Source organism: Jiella pacifica, assembly GCF_010500815.1.
GTDB lineage: Bacteria > Pseudomonadota > Alphaproteobacteria > Rhizobiales > Rhizobiaceae > Jiella > Jiella pacifica.
Genome location: NZ_JAAAMG010000017.1, coordinates 93,412 through 107,099 on the forward strand (window position 1 = coordinate 93,412; position 13,688 = coordinate 107,099).

The 13,688-nt window shown below is 61.5% G+C and carries 12 protein-coding genes; 8 read left to right on the forward strand and 4 right to left on the reverse strand.

Going from position 1 to position 13,688, the window contains the following annotated elements; all coding sequences use genetic code 11:
* The first annotated feature begins 81 nt into the window (after positions 1-81).
* Genes GTK09_RS27550 through GTK09_RS18895 form a run of 3 tightly spaced genes read left to right on the forward strand, consistent with a single transcriptional unit; the run spans position 82 to position 2,256 of the window.
* Positions 82-1,455, forward strand: a complete 1,374-nt coding sequence (locus tag GTK09_RS27550) for a DUF8370 family protein (RefSeq protein ID WP_246217996.1) — start codon at positions 82-84, stop codon at positions 1,453-1,455.
* Between the two features lie 7 nt (positions 1,456-1,462).
* Entirely contained in the window at positions 1,463-1,852 is a 390-nt protein-coding gene (locus GTK09_RS18890) for a hypothetical protein (protein WP_163464989.1), read from the forward strand.
* Positions 1,849-2,256, forward strand: a complete 408-nt coding sequence (locus GTK09_RS18895; protein ID WP_203561107.1) for a hypothetical protein — start codon at positions 1,849-1,851, stop codon at positions 2,254-2,256. Before GTK09_RS18890 ends, GTK09_RS18895 begins: the two co-directional genes overlap by 4 nt.
* A gap of 21 nt (positions 2,257-2,277) precedes the next feature.
* Here GTK09_RS18895 and GTK09_RS18900 read toward each other — a convergent pair whose 3' ends face one another.
* The 4 genes from GTK09_RS18900 to GTK09_RS18915 all read right to left on the reverse strand — a co-directional run bounded on the left by GTK09_RS18900 (position 2,278) and on the right by GTK09_RS18915 (position 8,645).
* Positions 2,278-5,052: an AAA family ATPase gene (locus GTK09_RS18900; protein ID WP_163464990.1), complete on the reverse strand. Its 2,775-nt coding sequence runs from the start codon at positions 5,050-5,052 to the stop codon at positions 2,278-2,280.
* Positions 5,049-5,498: a plasmid mobilization protein gene (locus GTK09_RS18905; RefSeq protein ID WP_163464991.1), complete on the reverse strand. Its 450-nt coding sequence runs from the start codon at positions 5,496-5,498 to the stop codon at positions 5,049-5,051. Before GTK09_RS18905 ends, GTK09_RS18900 begins: the two co-directional genes overlap by 4 nt.
* A 439-nt stretch (positions 5,499-5,937) precedes the next feature.
* Positions 5,938-6,255, reverse strand: coding sequence for a heme-degrading protein HmuQ (gene hmuQ, locus GTK09_RS18910; protein ID WP_163464992.1), 318 nt, complete (start codon positions 6,253-6,255; stop codon positions 5,938-5,940).
* Positions 6,256-6,425: 170 nt separating this feature from the next.
* Positions 6,426-8,645 carry a TonB-dependent hemoglobin/transferrin/lactoferrin family receptor gene (locus tag GTK09_RS18915; RefSeq protein WP_163464993.1) on the reverse strand — a complete coding sequence of 740 codons (2,220 nt, stop codon included), beginning with the start codon at positions 8,643-8,645 and terminating at the stop codon, positions 6,426-6,428.
* Between the two features lie 194 nt (positions 8,646-8,839).
* Between GTK09_RS18915 and hemP the strand changes: the two genes are divergently transcribed.
* The 5 genes from hemP (at position 8,840) to GTK09_RS18940 (ending at position 13,604) form a co-directional block, all read left to right on the forward strand.
* On the forward strand, positions 8,840-9,031 hold the full coding sequence (gene hemP, locus GTK09_RS27860; RefSeq protein WP_312869924.1) for a hemin uptake protein HemP: 192 nt from the start codon (positions 8,840-8,842) through the stop codon (positions 9,029-9,031).
* Positions 9,032-9,042: 11 nt separating this feature from the next.
* Positions 9,043-9,939, forward strand: coding sequence for a heme/hemin ABC transporter substrate-binding protein (locus GTK09_RS18925; RefSeq protein WP_163464994.1), 897 nt, complete (start codon positions 9,043-9,045; stop codon positions 9,937-9,939).
* Positions 9,936-11,021 (forward strand): FecCD family ABC transporter permease, encoded by a 1,086-nt coding sequence (locus GTK09_RS18930; protein ID WP_163464995.1) that lies wholly within the window; start codon positions 9,936-9,938, stop codon positions 11,019-11,021. Before GTK09_RS18925 ends, GTK09_RS18930 begins: the two co-directional genes overlap by 4 nt.
* 5 nt (positions 11,022-11,026) lie before the next feature.
* Positions 11,027-11,827: a heme ABC transporter ATP-binding protein gene (locus GTK09_RS18935; protein ID WP_163464996.1), complete on the forward strand. Its 801-nt coding sequence runs from the start codon at positions 11,027-11,029 to the stop codon at positions 11,825-11,827.
* 433 nt (positions 11,828-12,260) lie between these two features.
* The gene (locus tag GTK09_RS18940) at positions 12,261-13,604 is read left to right on the forward strand and encodes a tyrosine-type recombinase/integrase (RefSeq protein WP_163464997.1); all 1,344 of its coding nucleotides are present in this window, start codon (positions 12,261-12,263) and stop codon (positions 13,602-13,604) included.
* Positions 13,605-13,688: the final 84 nt, after the last annotated feature.

Below are 13,688 nucleotides of genomic sequence, written 5' to 3' on the forward strand. Positions count from 1 at the left end.
TCTACTATGAGGACCTCAGGAGCATGCTGCGGTTCATTATCCGCTGCAGAAGCCTCAGGGGGAGCCTCTTCTAGGTCTACCATGCCACTTATTCGACCGCGCCTTACTGATCATCATGGTATTATGGCTCCACAGGCGGAGCTCGATTTCGCGATCCCATTTTTTGACGAAGATATACCGCTATACGTTGATCCATTCATGCTTTGGCGATCGCCATCGCAACAGGACCAGGCCCTTCATACCAGCCTGATAAACGCCTTCAATCACCTTGGCTATCTCGTCTCGCAAGGCGAGGAGGCACAGGCAATGGCTACCCTTATCGCTGCCTCTGAATGTGATGAGGTTGGACTTGGAACGTCCGTAACACGAAAAGGCAAACGTATAGGAGCAACCAAGGCGAAGGAGATTTTGACACTCTTCAAGCGTATTCCGTATTACGCACAGCGAGGATTCCGGCACTTCGAAGAGATTCAATTTTTCGTCGACGGAATTTCGAAAGATCGTATTAGCGACATAAGCTGCAGTTTTCTTAAATCTTTCTTGATAGACTTCACTATTCAGCAATGTGAAAAAATTGGAATTCCGCGGGAAGATGTCAATGTCTTAAACGTCTACGATTATCGGAAGAACACATTCGAAACGCAGAATGGTCTAGCCCTCCCTGTGAACCCGATCAATGGAAGGCCGCTTCTATTTGTTCCGAAAAGATGGCTGCGCTTCGTACCTTGGATTAATTACGACGAATACTTTTCGACGTACTGTCCTCAGGACGAAATCTCGCACAAACCGGACGAACTACTCCGAGTGGAGGTTCTGGACTATAACCGGGACCACTACGGTGTTGTTGATGCATATATCAAAGCGAAGGAGCGCACCTTCGAAGACTGCAAGAACGATCCTCTTTTCTCGCAAATCCCTGTCACTTCGGCCAAGCGCAAGTTTGCCCTTATAAAAAAATTGCCCTCAGGGAAGGAAGACAACGCAGACAAGAAATATGAAAACGCAATCGGTCAGCTTTTGCCATCAATCCTTTATCCAAAACTCGATTTTACACAAGAACAGGCACGTACAGATAGTGGCGTAAGTATACGTGACCTTATTTTCTACAACACGGCTAGCACGCCATTTTTACAAGATATGCATAATGACTACGGATCGAAACAGATCACGCTGGAGATGAAGAACGTTGCCGAAGTGGGAAGAGAGCACGTCGATCAGTTAAACCGATACCTCTCCGAAGAGTTGGGCAAATTCGGTATTTTTGTTACGCGAAATCCGATGAAGAAAGCCATTCTTACAAGAACAATTGATTTATGGTCTGGTCAACGCAAAGCAATTATATCACTTACCGACGAAGATGTTGGTCAGATGGTAGAACTATTTGAGAGCAAGCAGCGCGATCCGATTGACGTGATCGTTAAAAAATACAATGAATTCAGAGCAAGGTGCCCGTGAGGAAAATATGGATTCGCAGAAAGATATAGAAGCCTTAGAAAAGCTTGTTGTTCAGTTGCAGGGGCTGCACGATGAGATTTCGCAACTCGCGAAGAAATCTCCGAATGATGGGCTTAACAAATTCAAATTAAAAATTGTTAATAAGGTCCTAGTAAGTGGCAATGAGATACTCAAAGGACGGTATCGACCGTTTGATGATTTTTCCGTATTTGCGGAGGACGATTTACCCACCAATAGCGACGTGACGATGATTCTCACGCAGTACATTGAGCAGGCCGAACGTTTTCGATCTGACAACGTGATCTATAGCGCGCATAGATGGCAGTACATTCTCAACGGCGTCCCTAGCAACATTGACGCTAAGATGGCGACAAAAGTAGGGGGCGATAAAAAATGACTTATTCGACGGACGACTTTGATCATATCACTACAAATGCGGCCGTATCCATTTACGAGGCCAGCAGTCCTGTTTTTGAAGGAATCATCCGCGAGGTTAGAGAACTCTCGAAGAAAAAACCAGAAGCTACAATGAGCTCCAGCAAGGTAAAACTCGTGAATCGAGTTTTGAAAGATTTGCTGGAAATCTTGAAGAACGAGCCAGCTGGGAAGTACCTTATGGAGCTGGATGAAGATTCCCTTCCGCAGATGAGTGACGCGGTGCTGACGATGGTTCAATTTGAGACGGCCTTGGGATCGTTTCACACTCGCTATCGAAAGTATTTGCCGGATTTTGGTGAAAATTATTGGATCACAAGTGAATCTATCGAGTATTGGCGTCAAATCAGCGAAGAAGATGTATAATGGCACGGGTGTGCGGTCTGGTTACATCCTAATTCTTGGCGCGGCGTACGTCTTCGAGGCGCCCGGCTTCTTTTGATCCAGCGTCAACATCATTGAACTGCGTTCTATCTCGGGGGCGGTGTAAAAGGTAGCTGCCTTCCTATGCCGTGTCATGGCGACGTATGCGAGATGTGTGTCCAACGTCCGGCTGGAGAGGACGAAGCTGCGATCGACCGTGCAGCCCTGTGAGCGGTGGATGCTGACGGCAAAGCCATGATCGAAGAACGGGAAGTGGCTCGGCGAGAAGCTGACCCTGCGGGCCTCGCCCTTTTCGTTCGGATCAAGACAAACAGTGAGTTCGTCATCATCGAGCTTTTGGACCGTGCCAAGCATCCCGTTCCGCACGTTGAGCGCGCCGTCGTTGCGGGTGAAGAGCAGGCGGTCGCCCTCGGCGAACGCGCGTGGACCGTGAATCGTGTCGAAAAGGCTTTCGATCCTGACGCCTTCACGCTCTCGGAGCCCCATCTTGATCGCCTGATTGAGGACATGAACGTCCTTGCGGCGATGCGCGAGGGCGAGGCGTGAGACGGCCCCGCCATTGGCCCTCCGGTCCTCCAAATAGTCCTCGACCAAAGCGGCGATGGCTTCGTCGCGGCCGTTCTCCCGCTGGACGGCATTGTGATCGGCATACGCCTGCATGGCTGTGCCGATATCTCTGGCGGCAAAGGCACGCGACGCGTCGCGCTGCCAATCGACCTCCTGGCGGCGGATTTCGGTAAGACGGGTCGCTCCGGTGGCTTCGACAATCTCTTTGAACGGTGTTCCGGCCTCGATCGGTTGAAGCTGATCGGGATCGCCGACGAGCACGAGCTTGCAGCCGCGTTCATGTAGCGCCTTGGCGACCCGCTGCATTTGCCGCGTTCCGACCATACCCGCCTCGTCTATGACGACGATATCGCGGTGACCGACCGGCTCATATCCGGCCTTCCAGCTTGCTTCGAGGGAAGCCAGCGTTCGGGCGGAAATGCCCGATGCCGATTGCAGGCTATCCGCCGCCTTGCCCGCCAAGGCGGCGCCGTGGACGCGGTAGCCTTGTTCTTCCCAAGCTTGACGCGCGACTGACAAAAGCGTGCTCTTGCCCGCACCCGCAAGGCCGACGACGGCAGAAAGCTGGTTGGGCTTCAAGACATGCCGGATGGCCGCGACCTGTTCGTCGCTGAGCCGCGCGCCCGACCGTCTTCCTAGACGAACGTTTTCTTTTTCGATCGCGTTTTCGACATGATGCGCGCCGACGCCGAAGCCACCGGCGTTCGCCATCTCTCGGGCGGTCGTCGTCAGTTTGGTTTGGGCGTTCTCAAAATCATTGGTCGAAAAGGTTTGCGGTGCTGAATCCAATAGCCAGACCAGCTTGTCCGAGCGGAACACAGTGTCAGTCGCGGTCTGGAGCGTCAGCGGATCATCAATGAAGTCAGAAAGCCGCGTTATGATCTCAGCGCGGGTGAAGCGTGCCTTCCTGTCCGACAGCACGTCGAGAATGCGCTCGGGCTTGGCCTTAATCTGCGCCTTGGTGTACGGCGCATCGTCCGGCGGCAGATAAAGGGGCTGTGCCGGATCGGGGCGGTAGATGCGCTTGCCGTCCTTGGACTCCCGATCACGAAATGCGCGTTCCAGCTCTTGCCGGAAGCTCGGCGTATCGAAGTCGCGCTCCAGTGCTCGCCGTTCGGCAAGGTGCCGGTCGATCAGGGTTTGGGTTTCACGACGATCGCGCTCGGCGCTGGCAGCCGCATCGCGCTCCAGCTTTTTTAAAATCCGCTTATCTTGCCCGGTCAGCCGCGCCCACGTGGCCCGTAATCCTTTCGGCAGGGCCGCTTGCCGCACTTTGATTTCCGCAAGGCGCCGCTGCTCTTGCTGCTTTTCCAGCACCGATCGTTCCGCTCGCTGGCGGCGCACCAGATCGATGAGACGATGGCTGAACGTTTCGCTATGGGCAGCGCGCGGTTTCGCATTGTGCGGATCCCTGGCCTGTCCTTCGCCGGCGAAGAAGGCGTGGGCTTCCTCAACGGTGGGGAGATCATCTGGCTCACCGAACCGGGCGCGCAGTTCTTTCGGCTTCACGCCGCACCATCGTGAGAGGGAATAGACCTCGCCATCGGCATCGACGGCGACAAAGCCGCGTCGGTCGCCGCGCGCCAAACAAAATCCCTGTTCGCGCAGCGCCGCCGCGAAGGCCACGCGGGAGTCCGAACCCTCCCAGCAGGTCTTGAAGAGCGTCTTGAGCGCAGCGGGATCACGCTGGACCCGGCTTGCCTGTCCGGCTTCCGCATGGGTGAAGGAGGATGGGGCGCGGTCGTCGGCATTCCTGAAGCCCGGCGGCATCTCCCAGCCATGCTCTTGATAGAGCGTCCGAGAAATATCCATCAGCCGAAGCTTGTAGTGCGGAAGGTTTATCGCCCGCATCTTGCCAATATCGATCCGCGACCAGACGCAATGTGCGTGGCGGCGGCCCTTCTTCTCGTGAAAGACGATTGCGCGCGGCTGACCGCTCAATCCGAGACGCCGCTCAATGTCGGCAATGGCCTTTTCGAAATCCTCGACCGGGACGTTAGCTGATCGCGGCGGGCTGAGGCTGAGTGAGAAGAGATATTGCTGGCATTTCGTGCCCAGCGAGATCGCTTCGGCTTCCTTGAAGGCGCCGATCAGATCATCAGCCAGGAACCCGCGTAGCTCATGAACGACGGCGTGCTCATTGTCATCGACGTTGAGCAGATGGAGCGCCAGATCGTGCCCGTTGGCGCGCTGGTTGCCCTTGAGGATCATCCCCGCCGCCCGAGCGCCTTCAGGAGCAGGCACCGCATGGCGAAGATCATCTGATAAGTCTCATCGATCTTCGACCGGCTCTCGTCATCGATCGCGAGCGTCCCGACATTCGCGTGATAGGCGAGCTGGTTCAGATTGTTCGCGATCCGGGACTCGCCGAGCAGGCCGAGGATTTCGGCGACAGCGGCCTTATCAGCGATTGATGCAGGAGAACGCGAATTGCGGCGGTTTAACTCTTCGCCGAGCGCCATCGCGCGCACATAGACGCTGAGCGTCATTCCATCCGCCAGCGTCTGCAGGCGTTCATAATCTTTCGGCGAAAATCGGACTGTCACGCGCGGGCAGTCACGCGTGGTTTTGTGATGTACCCTTTCGGGCGTGTCGGCACTGCCATCGCCCGCGCAAGGGGAAGTAGCTGCGGTAAATTCCTGGCGCAGCACACTCATAGCGACGGTCCCCGCGTCAGGGTCGGGCGCTTCTTGATTTTCTGCGCTGACGGGTCGGTCCGCCGCTTCTCATCAATGACCAGAAGTTTCTGCGCAATCGCGGGATCAGCGCGAAGGCAAACCTCCCAATCCTTCAACTCGTCGAAGACTTTCGACAGCGATTCCGGTTCTATGCTACTCGGCTTGCGTGCACCATTCTCCGAGGATGGCGGCATCCGCCGAAAACGCCGGCTCGTGACGGGGGCGTCCGTGCACATGGCCGGGTTCGCCCTCGGTTCGCCGCCGGCTGGTACCGAGCAGCTCTCTTGCAAGGAGTGCTCTCCGGGCCGCCGGGTCCATGAAGCGACCGCTTGGTCGCTTCAGGTTTGCAGTCGGCTCGATCGCCGCTCCGGCGGATGGGCATGCTCACCGAAGCAATGCTTTCATGTGCATGCCGCTCTCACGCAGGGATGCGCTGGATCACCTCGAATCCCTCGAATTCTGGATGGCCGAGATAGAGTCTCGGTCCGCCGCGGCCGGCGTTCGCGTGCGAGGCGCGAAACGCCTCCGACCGGGTCCAGGCTTCGAAGGTCTCCCGGCTCTCCCAGACGGTGTGGGAGGCATAGAGGACGTGGTCGTTCTTGTCTTCGCCCTTCAGCATGTGAAATTCGATGAATCCCGGCATCTGATCGAGATGGGACTTGCGTGTCCTCCAGAGTTCCTCGAACGCCTCGGTGCTCTCCGGGACGACCCTGAAGCGGTTCATGGCAATGTACATCGTCGGTTCCTCGTTTCGGTGATTGGCCTCGTCGGCCGACCGGCGGTGCGCCGCCGGGCCTCGGTGATCTTCGATGGGAGCGGTCGGTCGTCGGCACCGCGCGGAAGCGGCAGAGGGCGTTGCCGCCTGCCGCTGAAGGGTCACGCCTGTGCCGGGATCGGTTCGGGGCGTCAGAACTGATAGGTCAGCGTCGCCCTGAAACTGCGCCCGGGCTCGGTATAGAATTCCTTGGCCTGAATGGCGCTGTCCGGAATGTCGAGGGCATCGTAGTATTTCTCGTCGAAGACGTTGTAGAGCCCGGCCTGCAGCTTCACGCCCTCGATCTGGGTGGGCTTCCACCAGGCGGTGAGGTCGAGGAGGGCATAGCCCGGCGTCTTCGAGATGTCGTTCTCGACGTCGTTGCGCGCCGCCGCCAGCGTCAGATAGGCGTCGCCGCCCCAGATGCCGTTGTCGTAGCCGAGATTGAGGATGCCCTTGGCGGCCGGGATCGAATTGAGATGCACGTCGGTGTCGATGTCCCGCCCGATGTAGCTGGCGACGCTGAGGGCGCTGTGCCACAGCGGGTCCATCTGCCAGCGCGCCGAGGCCTCGACGCCATAGATCTCGACATTGGCGCGGTTGTAGTAGCGGGTGATGCCGAAGGGATAGTCGCCGGGCGAGAGCCCCAGCACCGACGGATCGACGGTCTCGGTGTCGATGAAGTTCTTGTAGCGATTGTAGAAGGTCGAGACGCTCCAGTCGAAGTCCGCATGCTTGGCCCTTAGCCCGACCTCGAAGCCGTCGCTGGTCTCGGCCTCCAGATCCGGGTTGCCGATGGAGAGATACGTGCCGGGGCCGCCGTAGCTGAGATAGAGTTCCTCCGCCGTCGGGGCGCGGAAGCCCTTCGCCCACTGGGCATAGACCGTGGCGTTCGGCGTGACGTCGAACTCGGCCCGCAGCTTCGGCGAAACGGCGCTGTCGCTGGAGGATGCGGGCAGGCCGGTATAGGTGACGTTGTCCTCGTAGGCGGCGGTTTCCTGCGGGTTCTGCTCGTAATAGTCGAAGCGGATACCGGGCGTCAGGCGGAACTTGTCCGTCACCGCGATCTCGTCCTCGACGAACAGGCCCAGCGACGCGCCGTGAACCTCGGGCATGTCGGCTTGGTTGGTGTGCAGGAAGTTGCAGCTGTTGAACGGCGGATAGGGCGGCGGGGGACAATTGTCCTCGCCCTCGGCCATCTGCTCGGTGCGATTGCCGAAGGCCTGGCCGCCGACCGAGATCTTGTGGGTGAGGCCGCCGACGTCGAAGTGCTTCATGACGCTGCCGTTGATGCCGAACGTCGTGTCCTCGATGTCGTTGAGGCGCGCGTAGGCGCCGGTCGGCGACGATCGCCGTTTGCCCCACAGATCGTCGGAAAGCTCCTGGCGCTGCCAGTAGACCACCGCCTCGGCGGCATCGAGCCAGGCCCCCGCGCCGGCGCCGAGTTCGTAACTGGCCGAGATGCGCTTCCGCCTTTCGACCTCACGCCTCGTCACCGAGCCCGCCTCGTATGTCGACGTCGAGGAGCTTCGTGAATCGATGTCGTCGTCGCGGTCGTAAAGCTCACCGGTCACGCCGAAGACCTGATCGACGCCGAAATGCTGGCGAAGCTTCACCAGGACGTTCTTGCGGTCGTAGTCGAGCGGATCGGGCTCGGTCCGCGTCGCGCCATAGCCGCCGACGTCGCCCCTGTTGTCCTCTTCGTGTCCGGCCCGGTAGCCGCCCTGCAGCAGCATGTAGGTGTCGCCCATCCGCGCAGCCAGCGCCTGATCGACGCCCCAACTCTCGTCGGCGCTGTCGAAGGAGGCGCGCGACAGGCCGCCGAAGGTCTTGTCGCCGGGCAGGAGGTCCTCCGGGTTCAGGGTCCGCACGGCGACGATGCCGCCGAGCGCGCCGGCGCCGAAGACGCTGGAATCGCTGCCCTTGACGATGTCGAGCGCCGACAGCGTGTCGAAATCGAAGGTGCTGCTGCCACCTTGGACGCCGCGCGCGCCATCGTTCAGCCAGGGAATGGGAATGCCGTCCACCGTCGTCAGGACGCGGGCCTTGTCTAGGCCGCGAACGCTGAAGCTGCCGTTCGAGCTGTTGTAGCCGACGCCCGGGTCGAGGCGTGAGATGTCGTCGGCGTCGAAGATCTGCGCGCGGTCGAGTTCGTCGCGGGTGATGCGGGTGGTCAGCACCGTCGCGGCCCGCGTCGCGGTCTGGTTGCCGGGATCCTCGTCGGCGCGCTCGCCGGAGATGATCACCGGATCGAGCAGGACGGAGGTGTCGCCCGCGGCATCGGCCTGCTGGGCCGTCGCCGCGTTGGCGAGAACGAACGAAATGACGATGCTGGACGCTGCGCCGGCAAGCAGGCGCGAATGACGAGCCATGTGGATCCCCTCGATTTTGAGATGACAGGGACCTGGCTGGCGTCCGCGCTGGCGCGGTCCGGCGTGCTAACGTCCTCGATCGGCGAGCGAACCCCCTCGGTTCGCGCCATCACCGTTGACGTGGATATTTAATATGATAATCAGAGTCAACTTCTATTGCCTTGAAATTGCTGCGTAATTGGAGCGGTTCTAAAGTGGGTGACGACGTCGGGCGGCACGATGGGGAAGCGCAGGATCGAACCGTGCAGACAGCCGCCGAAAAGGGGCGGCGCGTCCTTTCCGCCGGTGCGTTGCTGGGCGAGGCAAGGGAAGTCGAAATTCACCACGGCGATGCCGTCTATCGCTTGCGGCTGACCAAGGCCGGCAAGCTGATCCTCACGAAATGAAGCTCACAGCCATGTCGATCCGAAAGCCGCTCCATCCGGCCCTCCGCGCACTTCTTCCTCTCGCATTCGCCATTGCGGCCTTGCCGGCGGCGTCGCCCGCAAGCGCGCAGGCCCAAGAGGCACGGCGCATCGTCGCCATCGGCGGGGCCATCACCGAGACGCTCTATGCCCTCGGCGTCGAGGACCGGATCGTCGCGATCGACACGACCTCGGTCTTTCCGCCCCGGGCGGCAGAAAAGCCGAATGTCGGATACATGCGCGCGCTGTCGGCCGAGGGCGTTCTCTCCCAATCCCCCGATCTCGTCCTGATGGAGGCGGGGGCCGGCCCGCCACCGGCCATCCAGCTCCTGAAGAGCTCCGGCATCGCGGTCGAGACGATGCCGGACGGCCATGGCGTCGAAGCCATCGCGCAAAAGCTCGAGGCGGTCGCCGCAGCGGTGGGAAAGCCCGAGGCAGGCAAGGCGCTCGCCGAGGGCGTCGAGGGCGATCTCGAGCGGCTCGAGAGCGAACTGGCGAAGGCGGGGCCGAAAAAGCGCGTCCTCTTCATCCTGTCGCTGGTGGACGGTCGGCCGATGGTGGCCGGCTCGGACACGGCCGCCGACGCGATGATCGCGCTGGCGGGCGGCATCAACGTCTTTTCCGCCGCTAACGGATACAAGACGGTTTCGGCGGAAGCGGCGACGGAACTCGCACCGGACGTCGTCGTGATGATGACCGGGGCCGGCCCGAACCACGCCACCGTCGATCCCTTCGCCATCCCGGCGCTGAAGGCGACGCCGGCCGGCCAGGCCGGCGCTCTCGTGCGGATGGACGCGGCCTATCTGCTCGGCTTCGGCCCGCGCACGGCGGATGCGGCGCGCGATCTCGCCGCCCGGCTTTACCCGGGGGCGATCGAGCCGGCGGAATGAGTGCGCTGACGGGGTCCTCGCCGCTGGCCCGGGCGCCGGGCGAGCGTTCGCTCGTCCAGGCCGTCGCCCTGGCGCTGCTCGCCTTCGGCGTCCTGGCGACGGCGGTGCTGGCGATCGGCATCGGGCCGGCGGCGATTTCGCCTTCGCGGGTGATCCAGATCCTCGCGGCGGGGCCGAAGACGACGGCGTTTCCGCTCGGCGACGTCATCATCGTCTGGCAGATCCGGCTGCCGCGGGCGATCATGGCGGCGCTGATCGGCGCGATGCTGGCGCTCGGCGGCACGGTCATGCAGGGGCTGTTCCGCAATCCGCTCGCCGATCCGGCGATCCTCGGCGTGTCGAACGGCGCGGCGCTGGGCGCGGTGTCGATGATCGTCCTCGGCGGCGGCGCGCTGGCGCCGGTCAGCGCCATCCTCGGCGGCTATGCCCTGCCGCTCGCCGCCTTCGCCGGGGCGCTGACGGCGACATTGATCCTCTACGCCATCGCGACGCGCGAAGGCCTGACCTCGGTCGCGACGATGCTCTTGTCCGGCATTGCGCTCGCCGCCTTCGCTGCCGCCCTGATGGGTTATCTGGCCTTCCTCAGCGACGACACGCAGTTGCGCGACATCACCTTCTGGAATCTCGGCGGGCTCGGCGGCGTGACCTGGGAAAAGGTCGCGATCTCCGGCCCGATCATGCTTCTCGTCCTCGCCGCGGCGCCGATGCTTGCGCGTGGACTTGATGCATTGGTGCTCGGCGAGGCGGAGGCGTTTCACATGGGGTTGCGTGTCGAGCGGCTGAAGCGGCTGGCAATCCTCCTGGTCGCGGCGGCGACGGGTGTCGCCGTCGCCGTCTCGGGCACGATCGGCTTCGTCGGCATCGTCGTGCCGCATCTCTTGCGGCTCGCCGTCGGCGCCGACCACCGGTTCCTGCTGCCGGCCTCCTGTCTCGGCGGCGCGCTTCTCCTGCTCGTCGCCGACATCGGCGCACGTCTGCTCGTCGCCCCGGCCGAACTGCCGATCGGCATCATCACCGCCGCGATCGGGGCGCCGTTCTTCCTGTGGCTCCTGATGCGCCGCCGCGACTTCGAAGGATTTTGACCGGCATGGGACTGGAAATCGACGACGTCGGTGTCGTCGCCGGCGGACGCGCGATTCTGCACAAGGTGACGGCCCGGATCGGAGCCGGCACGATGGTTGCCGTGATCGGTCCGAACGGTGCCGGCAAGTCGACGCTCGTCAAGGCGATCAGCGGGGAAAGACGTCCGGCCCTCGGGCGGGTCCGCCTGCATGGCGACGACGTATCGACCCTCGCTCCGGCCGATCTTGCGACGCAGCGGGCGGTCCTGCCCCAGGCGACGTCGATCGCCTTTCCCTTCACGGTGTTCGAGATCGTCGGCCTCGGCCTGCGCCAGCGGGCCGGCATGGACGCCGCAGCGCGCCGGCAGGAGGTGCAGCGGGCGCTTGCTGCGGTCGACCTCGAAGGCTTCGGCGAGCGGCTCTACCAGCGCCTGTCCGGCGGGGAGCAGCAGCGGGTCCAGCTCGCCCGCGTCCTCTGCCAGATCGGCAAGCCGGTGAAGGATGGAAGAGCCAAGCTGCTCATCCTCGACGAGCCGACGTCCAGCCTGGACGTCCGTCATCAGATCGCCGTGCTGTCGATCGCGCGGCGCTTCGCCGACGGGGGCGGCATCGTCGTCGCAGTGCTCCACGACCTCAATCTGGCGGTCAGCTTTTCCGATCGCCTCATGGTCCTGCAGCGCGGCCGGCTGGTGGCCGACGGCGCGCCGGAAGAGCTTCTGGAAGGGCCGATGCTGGCGGAAACCTTCGGCACCGGCATGGTCATCATGAAGCCGCCGGGCTGGGCGCGGCCGGCGGTTCTCCCGGATCTTCCCCGGATCCTTCCATAGCGCGGCCCATAGCGCGCGGCGCTATGACCTCCGACCGCTCGCCCTGACGGCGTCGGATCACCGACCAGACGGATGATCGCCGTCGCGAGGCCCCGAAAAATCGCAGCACCTGCGCGGACGGCGAGGATCACGCACGCCGAACCGTCAGCCCGGTTCGTCGATGGCAACCTATTGATTTAAAAGGAAAAATGGAGCGGGCGAAGGGATTCGAACCCTCGACCCCAACCTTGGCAAGGTCGCTGGCACGTATTCTCTGCATTATCCGGATTTACGATGTGGCGCGATAAAGCGATATAAAGCAGTTGATTATGGAGGATATAGGGCCGTCATATCCTCGCCATGGTAGCCGCTGACTTTCCAAAAAGTGCTTGGATTCTGCTTCGATCGGGGTATGATCGGATGGATCTAAGCAGATATTGAGCAAGCTGCTGTCATGGCACCGGAAAAGCTGACGAAGCGAGTCGTGGACGCTCTCAAGGCTCCAGAACCTTCCCAGGTTGGGGTCAAGGTTCGGGAGAAATTCCTCTGGGATCGCGACCTGCGCGGTTTCGGCGTGCAAGTGATGCCATCGGGGCTCAAGAGCTTCGTCATCCAGTACCGCACGCCGGAAGGTAGGAATCGTCGATCCGTCATTGGCCGCTATGGTCTGATGACGGTGGAGGAGGCTCGCGTTCTCGCGCACGAAAAGCTGGTCCTCGTCTCAAAGGGAACCGATCCTGTCGCCGAGGAAGCAATTGCCGCCGGACAGCAGACGGTCGCCGAGGTTTGTGACTGGTATCTTGCCGAAGCAGAGGCGGGACGGATCCTCGGGCGGCGTCGACGTCCGATCAAGGCGTCCACGCTGGCAATGGACAAGAGCCGGATTGAAGTTCACATCAAGCCGCTGCTGGGGCGAAAGCGGGTCAGTTCGCTGAAGCTCGGCGATATCGAAGCGATGCAGGCCGATATTGCCGCGGGCAAGACGTCAAAGCCCCGCGTTGGAGGTCGAGGCGGCGCCACGACCGGCGGCGATGGCGTCGCTGCGCGCACGATTTCGACGCTCCACTCCATCTTTGAACATGCGGCGCGCCTCGGGAAGATCGACATCAATCCTGCGAAGGGAGTCCGTCGACTGGCGGGCGCTCCGCGGGATCGCCGGCTCAGCCGGAGCGAGATCGAACGGCTGGGCAAGGCGCTTGGTGTGGCGGCTGAGGGTGGAGAGCATCCGAGGGGACTTGCGGCGATCCGCTTTCTCCTGCTCACCGGCTTCCGGCGCATGGAGGGGCTGGGGCTGCAGCGAGCTTGGCTCGATGAGGAAGAAGGCGCGATCCATTTCCCGGAAACCAAGAGCGGCGCTCAGGTCCGCGTGATCGGCACGGTGGCCGTCGATCTTCTTCGCAACCAGCCAAAGACCCAGTCGCCGTTCTTCTTCCCCGCGGATTGGGGCGATGGCCATTTTATCGGCGTGGTGCGAGTTCTCGATCGTATCTGCCAGAAGGCTGGGCTTGCCGATGTGACCCCGCACACGCTTCGCCACACCTTTGCCAGCGTGGCCGGCGATCTCGGCTTTTCCGAACTGACCATCGCAGCACTTCTCGGCCATTCCGCTCGCGGCGTCACGCAGCGCTATGTCCACATCGATGAAGCACTGAGGCTGGCTGCGGACCGCGTGGCCGGCGAGATAGTCGATATCCTGGAAATCGCGGGTGGTTTATCACGGGCCCGAAAGTTGCAGAAGAACCGCGTTGATGAAAGCAACCGGCAGAGCACTGTAGCGAGCTACTCCGACGCGTCCTAAGCCCCAAGTGGGCCGAAGAACGAGCCCGCTCGCGGGGGATGGGCGGCGGCTTGGCCGTTTGCGGAATGATACAAGCGTTATGCG